Annotated in this window: 6 protein-coding genes and 3 tRNA genes; 8 read left to right on the forward strand and 1 reads right to left on the reverse strand. The window is 69.5% G+C overall.

Annotated elements, in window-relative coordinates:
- Window positions 1-25 precede the first annotated feature (25 nt).
- Window positions 26-3,952 carry a phosphoribosylformylglycinamidine synthase gene (purL, locus tag G7A98_RS11560; RefSeq protein ID WP_163649825.1) on the forward strand — a complete coding sequence of 1,309 codons (3,927 nt, stop codon included), beginning with the start codon at window positions 26-28 and terminating at the stop codon, window positions 3,950-3,952.
- An 83-nt stretch (window positions 3,953-4,035) separates the two neighbouring features.
- Here the strand turns inward: purL and G7A98_RS11565 are convergent, their stop codons facing one another.
- Window positions 4,036-4,272, reverse strand: a complete 237-nt coding sequence (locus G7A98_RS11565) for a hypothetical protein (protein WP_163649826.1) — start codon at window positions 4,270-4,272, stop codon at window positions 4,036-4,038.
- A 169-nt stretch (window positions 4,273-4,441) separates the two neighbouring features.
- On the opposite strand from G7A98_RS11565, the gene G7A98_RS11570 reads away from it, so the two are divergent.
- From G7A98_RS11570 to G7A98_RS11600, 7 genes are all read left to right on the forward strand, one after another.
- Complete coding sequence (locus tag G7A98_RS11570) at window positions 4,442-6,259, forward strand: DEAD/DEAH box helicase (RefSeq protein WP_163649827.1); 1,818 nt, start codon at window positions 4,442-4,444, stop codon at window positions 6,257-6,259.
- A 258-nt stretch (window positions 6,260-6,517) separates the two neighbouring features.
- Window positions 6,518-7,492 (forward strand): ScpA family protein, encoded by a 975-nt coding sequence (locus tag G7A98_RS11575; protein ID WP_163649828.1) that lies wholly within the window; start codon window positions 6,518-6,520, stop codon window positions 7,490-7,492.
- The gene (scpB, locus tag G7A98_RS11580; RefSeq protein ID WP_163649829.1) at window positions 7,485-8,312 is read left to right on the forward strand and encodes an SMC-Scp complex subunit ScpB; all 828 of its coding nucleotides are present in this window, start codon (window positions 7,485-7,487) and stop codon (window positions 8,310-8,312) included. Before G7A98_RS11575 ends, scpB begins: the two co-directional genes overlap by 8 nt.
- The gene (rluB, locus tag G7A98_RS11585) at window positions 8,309-9,169 is read left to right on the forward strand and encodes a 23S rRNA pseudouridine(2605) synthase RluB (protein ID WP_163649830.1); all 861 of its coding nucleotides are present in this window, start codon (window positions 8,309-8,311) and stop codon (window positions 9,167-9,169) included. Before scpB ends, rluB begins: the two co-directional genes overlap by 4 nt.
- Before the next feature lie 70 nt (window positions 9,170-9,239).
- A tRNA-Lys gene (locus G7A98_RS11590) sits at window positions 9,240-9,315 on the forward strand.
- 42 nt (window positions 9,316-9,357) lie between these two features.
- Window positions 9,358-9,433, forward strand: a tRNA-Lys gene (locus G7A98_RS11595).
- 31 nt (window positions 9,434-9,464) lie between these two features.
- Window positions 9,465-9,540: transfer RNA gene (locus tag G7A98_RS11600), tRNA-Lys, on the forward strand.
- Window position 9,541 lies beyond the last annotated feature (1 nt).

The raw sequence follows: 9,541 nt of genomic DNA on the forward strand, positions 1-9,541 counted from the left end.
GCTTTCTTCAGAGGCTTCTTTCGACATGCTCGAACTGCGAGGAGCGCCCGCCCTTTCCGCTTTCCGTCATGCCAAGCTGCTCAGCACCCTGCGCGAGCGGGTCACCGAGGTCGACTCGCTGCACGCCGAGTACGTCCACTTCGTGGACCTCGACGGAGAGCTGGACGACCGCGAACGCGAGGTGCTCGACAGCCTGCTGACCTATGGTGTCCGGGACGAGGCCGAAACGCCGCGTGCCGGCCACCTGTTCCTGGTCGTGCCCCGCCTGGGCACCATCTCGCCGTGGTCGTCCAAGGCGACCGACATCGCCCGCAACTGCGGCCTGGACAAGGTCCGCCGCATCGAGCGCGGCATTGCCTATCGCGTCCGGCTGGAGGGCGTGCTCAGCGAGACGGCCTTCTCGGCGATCGTCGCCACGCTCCACGACCGCATGACCGAAACGGTCCTGGCCAACGCCTCGGACGCGGTCAAGCTGTTCGCGCATCACGAGCCCGCGCCGCTGGGGCAGGTGGATGTGCTCGGCGGCGGCCGTGCGGCACTGGTCGAGGCCAACGGTGCGCTGGGCCTGGCGCTGGCCGACGACGAGATCGACTACCTGCTGGAGGCGTTCCGCGGCCTGGAGCGCAACCCCAGCGATGTCGAGCTGATGATGTTCGCCCAGGCCAACTCCGAGCACTGCCGGCACAAGATCTTCAACGCCGAGTGGACCATCGACGGCGAGGTGCAGCCGCACTCGCTGTTCCAGATGATCCGCAATACGCACAAGCACGCGCCGGAGGGCATTCTCTCCGCCTACAGCGACAACGCGGCGGTGATCGAAGGTTCCGAAGCAGGCCGCTTCTTCGCCGCGCCGCGGCTGGGCGACGACGAGGCACGCTACGCGGCGACGCGCGAGCCGATCCACATCCTGATGAAGGTGGAAACCCACAACCACCCCACGGCGATCGCCCCGCATCCCGGCGCGGCCACCGGCTCGGGCGGCGAGATCCGCGACGAGGGCGCCACCGGCCGCGGCGGCAAGCCCAAGGCGGGGCTGACCGGCTTCGCGGTCTCCAACCTGCGCATCCCCGAGTTCGTTCAGCCCTGGGAAGCCTTCGACTACGGCAAGCCCGAGCGCATCCAGTCGGCGCTCGACATCATGCTCGAGGCGCCGATCGGCGGCGCGGCGTTCAACAACGAGTTCGGCCGCCCCAACCTCAACGGCTACTTCCGCACCTACGAGCAGGACGCGGTGGGCCCCGACGGCATCGAGCGGCGCGGCTACCACAAGCCGATCATGCTCGCCGGCGGCTACGGCAACATCCGCGCGCAGCACGTCGAGAAGGGCGAGATCCCCGTCGGCGCCCGGCTGATCGTGATGGGCGGGCCGGCGATGCTGATCGGCCTGGGTGGCGGCGCGGCATCGAGCATGGCCTCCGGCAGCTCCAGCGAGGATCTCGACTTCGCCTCGGTGCAGCGCGACAACCCCGAGATCGAGCGCCGTGCCCAGGAGGTCATCGACCGTTGCTGGGCACTGGGCGAGGGCAATCCGATCGCCTTCATCCACGACGTCGGCGCCGGCGGGCTGTCCAACGCCCTGCCCGAGCTGGTCAAGGACGGCGGCCGCGGCGGGCGCTTCGAGCTGCGCGACGTGCCCAACGCCGAGCCGGGCATGAGCCCGCTGGAGATCTGGTGCAACGAGGCCCAGGAACGCTATGTGCTGGCGGTGGCGGCCGAGGACCTCGAGACCTTCGACGCGCTGTGCCAGCGCGAGCGCTGCCCCTATGCGGTGGTCGGCGAGGCCACCGAGGCCCACCACCTGCAGGTTCACGATGGCCATTTCGACAGCCTGCCGGTGGACCTGCCGATGAGCGTGCTGTTCGGCAAGCCGCCCAAGATGCAGCGCGACTTCACGCGCGAGGCGCGGCCGATGCCCGGCGCCGACTTCGACAACCTCGACCTGCGCGAGGCGCTCGATCGCGTGCTGCGCCTGCCGGCGGTGGCCTCCAAGAGCTTTTTGATCACCATCGGCGACCGTTCGATCACCGGCATGGTGGCCCGTGACCAGATGGTCGGCCCCTGGCAGGTGCCGGTGGCCGACTGCGCGGTGACCACGGCCGCGTTCGACACCCACGCCGGCGAGGCGATGGCGATGGGCGAGCGCCCGCCGGTGGCGCTGATCGACCCGGCGGCCAGCGCGCGGCTGGCGGTGGCCGAGGCGATCACCAACCTGGCGGCGGCGCCGATCGCGGCGCTGGGCAACGTCCGGCTCTCCGCCAACTGGATGAGCGCCGCCGACCACCCGGGCGAGAACCAGGCGCTGTATGACGCCGTGCACGCGGTGGGCATGGAACTCTGCCCGGCGCTGGGCGTCGCCGTGCCGGTGGGCAAGGACTCGATGTCCATGCGCACCGCCTGGCAGGCCGGCGAGGGTGACGCCACCGAGGACAAGAAGGTCACCGCGCCGCTGACGCTGAACATCACCGGCTTCGCCCCCGTCACCGATGCGCTGAAGACGCTGACGCCGCAGCTGCGCCTCGACCAGGACGAGAGCGACCTGATCCTCGTCGATCTGGGCGGCGGGCGTAATCGCCTGGGCGGCTCGGCGCTGGCCCAGGTCTACGGCCAGGTGGGCGATGCCTGCCCGGACCTCGACGACGCCGAGGACCTCAAGGCGTTCTTCGCGGTCATCCAGGGGCTCAATGCCGACGGCAAGCTGCTGGCCTATCACGACCGCAGCGACGGCGGCCTGCTGGTGACCCTGCTGGAGATGGCCTTCGCCGGGCGCGGCGGGCTGGAGATCAAGCTCGACTGGCTGATCGACGACGCCTATGCGGCACCGGGGGCGCTGTTTGCCGAGGAGCTCGGCGCGGTCATTCAGGTCAACCGCCAGGAGACCGAGACGGTGCTGGCCCAGTTCGCTGCCGCCGGCATCGAGACCTGCGGGGTGATCGCCCGGCCGCGCTACGACGACCAAGTGCGCGTCACGCTGTTCGAGGAGCCGCTGCTCGAGACCACCCGCGCGCTGGCGCAGCGGACCTGGGCCGAGACCAGCTACCGCCTGCAGGCGCTGCGCGACAATCCCGACTGTGCCAAGGCCGAGTTCGACAACCTGCTCGACCTGCGCGATCCGGGCCTGTGCGCGGAGCCGACCTTCGCCGTCGACGAGGACGTGGCCGCGCCGTTCGTCAACACCGCCCGCCCGCGCATGGCGATCCTGCGCGAGCAGGGCGTCAACGGCCATGTCGAGATGGCCGCGGCCTTCGATCAGGCCGGCTTCGAGACGCTCGACGTGCACATGAGCGACATCCTGGCCGGGCGCGTCGACCTGGCCACCATGAAGGGGCTGGTCGCCTGCGGCGGCTTCTCCTACGGCGACGTGCTGGGCGCCGGCGGCGGCTGGGCCAAGTCGGTGCTGTTCAACGCGCGGGCGCGGGCGCAGTTCGCGGACTTCTTCGCCCGCGACGACAGCTTCGCGCTGGGGGTGTGCAACGGCTGCCAGATGCTCTCCCAGCTCAAGGAGCTGATCCCCGGCGCCGAGAGCTGGCCGCGCTTCGTGCGCAACGAGTCCGAGCAGTTCGAGGCCCGCGTCTCGATGGTGCGGGTCGAGGAAAGTCCGTCGATCCTGCTTGCCGGGATGGAAGGCTCAAGGCTGCCGATCGCCGTGGCCCACGGCGAAGGGCGTGCCGAGTTCCGCGACAGCGGCCACCTGCGGGCCATGCAGGGCGGCGGCCAGATCGCCCTGCGCTACGTCGACAACTACGGCCAGGTGACCACCCACTACCCGGCCAACCCCAATGGCTCGCCGTCCGGCATCACCGGCCTGACCACGCCCGACGGCCGGGTGACCATCATGATGCCGCACCCCGAGCGCGTCGCGCGGGCGGTCACCAATTCCTGGCGACCGAGCGAATGGACCCGCGACGGCGCCTGGATGCGGCTGTTCCGCAACGCCCGGGTGTGGGTCGGCTGATCGGCGGACCGCGATACCCGCGAAAAGGCCGCAGCCTCCGGGCTGCGGCCTTGACGTTGTGATTCCCGGCAGCGCCGTGGTCGTCAGCGCGGCGGCGTGTCGGACGCCTCGGGGGTCGAACGGGGCGAGGCGTCGTCGATGCCCAGCTGGTGTTCGAGATCGTCGAGGATGTGGCGGAACTGGCCGATCAACTGGTCGTAGCGACCGAAGTCATGGTCGCAGTTGTCGCAGAACACGTGGTACTGCCCCTCGCGACCCGGCGGGAAGCGCTTCTCGCGACTGCCGCAGACGGGGCATTCGGGACCGGTGGGTGCTTTCATGGTGGGCCATCTCCTCTTGCGATGTGGGCAAAGACAGGGCCGGCGACGTCCCTGTCTGCCGCCAAGGTGTATATGAGTATGTCGGGTCGTTGTCCGTTTCTTCAACTCTCGTGTCCAGGGAGGCCTGTCCGGAAGGCCGGGTTTGCATGGTCGGTGGCGGGGCCTTGGCATGAGTGAGCGCCATGACGTGCCCACCCTGCGCCCCTACCAGCGCCAGGCGGTGGCGCGCGTGGTCGAGCACTTTCGCGCCGGCGACGACCCGGCGGTGGTGGTGCTGCCCACCGGCAGCGGCAAGTCGCTGGTGATCGCCGAGCTGGCGCGCCTGGCCCGCGGCCGGGTGCTGGTGCTGGCGCATGTGCGCGAGCTGGTCGAGCAGAATCACGCCAAGTACCGGGCCTACGGGCTCGAGGCCGACATCTTCAGCGCCGGGCTGGGCCGCAAGGAGGCCGCACGCCAGGTGGTGTTCGGTTCGGTGCAGTCGGTGGTGCGCAACCTCGAGGCCTTCGCGGCGGGCGATTTCACGCTGCTGGTGATCGACGAGTGCCACCGGGTCTCGCCGGACAAGGACGCCGGCTACCGGCGAGTGATCACGCATTTCCGGGCCGCCAATCCGCGTCTCAAGGTACTGGGGCTGACCGCCACGCCGTATCGCCTGGGCCAGGGCTTCATCTATCACCGTCACCATCACGGCATGGTGCGCGGCGAGGCGGACTGCTTCTTCCGCGACTGCGTGTTCGAGCAGCCGCTGCGGCTGATGGTCAAGCAGGGCTATCTGGCCGAGCCAAGGCGCATCGATGCCGCCGTCGAGCGCTACGACTTCTCGCGACTGATGCCCACGTCGCGCGGGGTCTTCGCCGAGGCGGAACTCAATCGCGTGGTCAGCGGCCACCGGGCGACACCCACGATCATCGCCGAGATCATCGAGCGCGCCCGCGAGCGGCGCGGGGTGATGATCTTCGCCGCCACGGTGGCCCATGCCGAGGAGATCCTGGGCTATCTGCCCACCGACGAGGCGGCACTGATCACCGGCGCCACGCCCTCGCGCGAGCGCACGCAGACCATCGAGACCTTCAAGGCCGGGCGGCTCAAGTACCTGGTCAACGTCGCGGTGCTGACCACCGGCTTCGACGCGCCCCACGTCGACCTGATCGCGATCCTGCGGCCCACCGAGTCGGTGAGCCTGTACCAGCAGATCGTCGGCCGCGGCCTGCGCCTGGCGCCGGGCAAGACGGATTGCCTGATCCTCGACTACGCCGGCAACCCCTGGGATCTCTACGCGCCGGAGGTCGGTGCGCCGCGGCCCGATTCCGACGCCGAGCCGGTCCAGGTCGAGTGTCCCGAGTGCGGCCACGCCAACCTGTTCTGGGGCAAGCGCGACGGCGACCTGGTGATCGAGCACTACGGCCGGCGCTGCCAGGGGCTTGTTGATAGCGCCCATCCCCGCGCGAACGACACAACGTCACAACCGGCAAGGCCGGCGATGGAGCAGTGCGCGTTCCGTTTTCGCTTCAAGACCTGCGAGCAGTGCGGCGCCGAGAACGACATCGCCGCGCGGACCTGCCACGGCTGCGGGGCGCGGCTGGTCGACCCCGACGACAAGCTGCGCGACGCGCTCAAGCTCAAGGATGCCCGGGTGCTGCGGGTCTCGGGCATGCAGCTGGCCGCGGTCACCAACGGCCGTGGGCTGCCGCGCCTGAAGGTGACCTATCACGACGAGGACGGCGCGACGCTGGACGAGTGGTTTGCGCTCGAGACGCCGGCCCAGCGGCGGGCCTTCGCCGCCGCCTTCCTGCGCGAGCACCTGCGTGCCCCGGGCAGCGACTGGCGGCCGGAGACGCCCGAGGCGGTGATCGACGGCGAGCGCCGGCTCAAGGCGCCGGACTTCGTGGTGGGGCGGCGCGTCGGCCGCTACTGGCAGGTGCGCGAGAAGCTGTTCGACTATACCGGGCGCTACCGCACGGCGGCCCCCGCCGGCACCGAGGTGTGACGGGCCGGGGAGCGAAGCTAGGGCGATCGCAGTTAGGCATGACGAGGGGCGCCGGGGACAGGTCGCAGAGGGGGTCCGACGCCAGGGATGGCGTCGGTAGCGCCCAGGGAGGGGGTCACAGCGCCCCCTCGCAGGCCTGTCGACGGATCAGTCCCGAGCCGACAACGCCAACTGCGATAGCCCTGGGCGCGAAGCCGGCAAGGATGTTTCCGTGGCTCGGCCTTGGTAGACTGCCCGGTTCGGCGAACGAGGACCCCCATGACGGCCAGTGATTCTCTCCAGGACGCCTCCCAGGCTCCTTCCGACTCCCTTCAGGACGTCGCGCCCCAAGCCGCGGGCGGCACCGGGGCCGAGGGCGTCGAGACGGTGCTGGCGCGGGTCGCCGGCGAGCCGCTGCGCGAGCTGCCGGAGGATCTCTACATCCCGCCGGAGGCGCTGCGGGTGTTTCTCGAGACCTTCGAGGGGCCGCTCGACCTGCTGCTCTACCTGATCCGTCGCCAGAACCTGGATATCCTCGCCATCGACGTGGCAGCGATCACGCGCCAGTACATCGAGTACGTGGAGCTGATGAAGGCGCTGGAGATCGACCTGGCCGGCGAGTACCTGCTGATGGCGGCGATGCTCGCCGAGATCAAGTCGCGCACGCTGCTGCCGCGCCCGCCCAGGGGCGATGCCGAGGATGACGAGGCGGACCCGCGCGCCGAGCTGATCCGCCGCCTGCAGGAATACGAGCGCCTCAAGAATGCCGCCGAATCGCTCGACGAGCTGCCGCGTCAGGGGCGCGACTGGTTCCCCGCCCGGGCGGCGCTGCCGCCGCTCGAGACCCGGGTGGTGCATCCCGAAGTGGGGCTCGACGAGCTGCTCGGGGCGCTGGCCGGCATCCTCCGGCGGGCCGAGCTGACCCAGGCGCACACCGTCAGCCGCGAGGTGCTGTCGACCCGCGAGCGCATGCTGCGCATCATGGCGGCCCTGGACCATGAGCGTTTCGTGGCCTTCGAGTCGCTGTTCACGCTCGAGGAGGGGCGCGCCGGGGTGGTGGTGACCTTCATGGCGATTCTCGAGCTGGCCAAGGAGGCGCTGATCGAGATCGTCCAGAATGCGCCCCTGTCGCCGATCCACGTGCGCGCCCGGCAGGGCGGGGAGACCGGTGACACGGCGAACGACGAATGGGACGACGAGCACGGCGAGAGGGCCTTTGAAGAGAGCGCCTTCGAGGAGAGCCCCGATGAGTGAAACCCGGCTGGACGAGATTCTCGAGGCGACACTGCTGGCGGCCGGCGAGCCGCTGTCGCTGGAGCGGCTCGCCGAGGTGTTCGACGATCACGAACGCCCGCCGCGTCGCGAACTGCGCGAGGCCCTGGCGCGCCTCGAGACACGCCTGACCGAGGGCGCGCTGGAACTGCTCGAGTCAGCCTCGGGCTACCAGCTGCGCATCCGGCGGCGCCTGTCGCCCTGGGTGGCGCGGCTGTGGGACGAGCGGCCCCAGCGCTACTCGCGGGCGCTGCTCGAGACCCTGGCGCTGATCGCCTACCGTCAGCCGGTGACCCGGGGCGACATCGAGGAAGTGCGCGGGGTCTCGGTGAGCGGTTCGATCATGCGTACCCTGAGCGAGCGCGGCTGGATCCGCGTGGTCGGCCATCGCGACGTGCCGGGGCGACCGGCGGTCTATGCCACCACCCGGCAGTTTCTCGACGACTTCGGCCTCAAGACCCTGGATGCGCTGCCGCCGATGCATGCGCTGCAGGACGTCGAGCTCGGCGAGGAATCCGGCTATGCTGGATCGAACGGGGCTGAATCAAGCGAGGCCGGGGACACGCCGCCGAGCGGCGCCCCGGCGACAGAGGCCGGGGAAACCGGCACAATGCACGACCCGACGGCCGGGACGGCCGACGATACCCGACACGCCGGGACGGCGTCCGCGCGGACGGGCCTGAGCTTCGCCGATCTCGAGGCACGCCTGGCCGCACGCGCCCGCCCAGCAGACAGCGACGTCGATGATGGCGCCGCGGGCGGCGCGGATCACCCATCAGACGAGATGTCATCCGATTCATGAACAGCAACACCGAGAAACTCCAGAAGGTCCTGGCGCGCGCCGGGCTGGGCTCGCGCCGCGAGATGGAAACGGCGATCAGCGACGGCCGCGTCAAGGTCAACGGCCAGGTCGCCAAGCTCGGCGACCGGATCGAGGTCCGCGACCGCGTGAGCCTCGACGACAACCCGGTCAACCTGCGCGCCGATGCCGAAGTGCCGCGCCGGGTGATCATGTACAACAAGCCCGAGGGCGAACTGTGTACGCGCAAGGACCCGGAAGGGCGGCGTACCGTCTTCGAGCGGCTGCCGCGGCTCAAGGGCGAGCGCTGGATCGCCATCGGCCGTCTGGACATCAACACCAGCGGTCTGCTGCTGTTCACCACCGACGGTGAGCTGGCCAATCGCCTGATGCACCCCTCGACGCAGATCGAGCGCGAGTATGCGGTGCGGGTCATGGGGCACGTGCAGCGCGAGCACGTGGTGGCGATGGTCGAGGGCGTGATGCTCGAGGACGGTCCGGCCCGCTTCACCGACGTGCAGGAGTTCGGCGGCGAGGGCATCAACACCTGGTTCCACGTGGTGATCATGGAAGGCCGCAACCGCGAGGTGCGTCGGCTGTGGGAGTCCCAGGGACTGACCGTCAGCCGTCTCAAGCGCGTGCGCTACGGCAACATCTTCCTCGACAAGCGGGCCAAGGCCGGCGAGTGGGTCGAGCTGACCCAGGAGGAAATCGATGATCTGTCGGCCATGGCGGGGCTCGAGCCGCGCAAGGTGCCGAGCCTGACGCCTGAGGAGCAGAACCGCTGGAGCCGCGACAAGAACAAGCGCCGCCCGGTGCGGGCGATGCGCAAGCCGCGCGGCGCGCCGCATTCGCGTTAAGCGCTGAAACGGATAAAGAAAAAGCTTGCCAGTTCGGCGCACGGAAAGTACTATGTGCGCCCTGTCGGACGGGTCGTTAGCTCAGTTGGTAGAGCAGTTGGCTTTTAACCAATTGGTCGTAGGTTCGAATCCTACACGACCCACCATCCGCTCCCGACGCGGGGTGGCGGTTCCGACGATCCGGCGGCGGGTCGTTAGCTCAGTTGGTAGAGCAGTTGGCTTTTAACCAATTGGTCGTAGGTTCGAATCCTACACGACCCACCACTCCCGCCGATTCTGGCGTCCATGGCGCTCCGGGTCGTTAGCTCAGTTGGTAGAGCAGTTGGCTTTTAACCAATTGGTCGTAGGTTCGAATCCTACACGACCCACCAG

This window comes from Modicisalibacter sp. 'Wilcox' (genome assembly GCF_010993675.1).
In the GTDB taxonomy this organism is placed as follows: domain Bacteria; phylum Pseudomonadota; class Gammaproteobacteria; order Pseudomonadales; family Halomonadaceae; genus Modicisalibacter; species Modicisalibacter tunisiensis.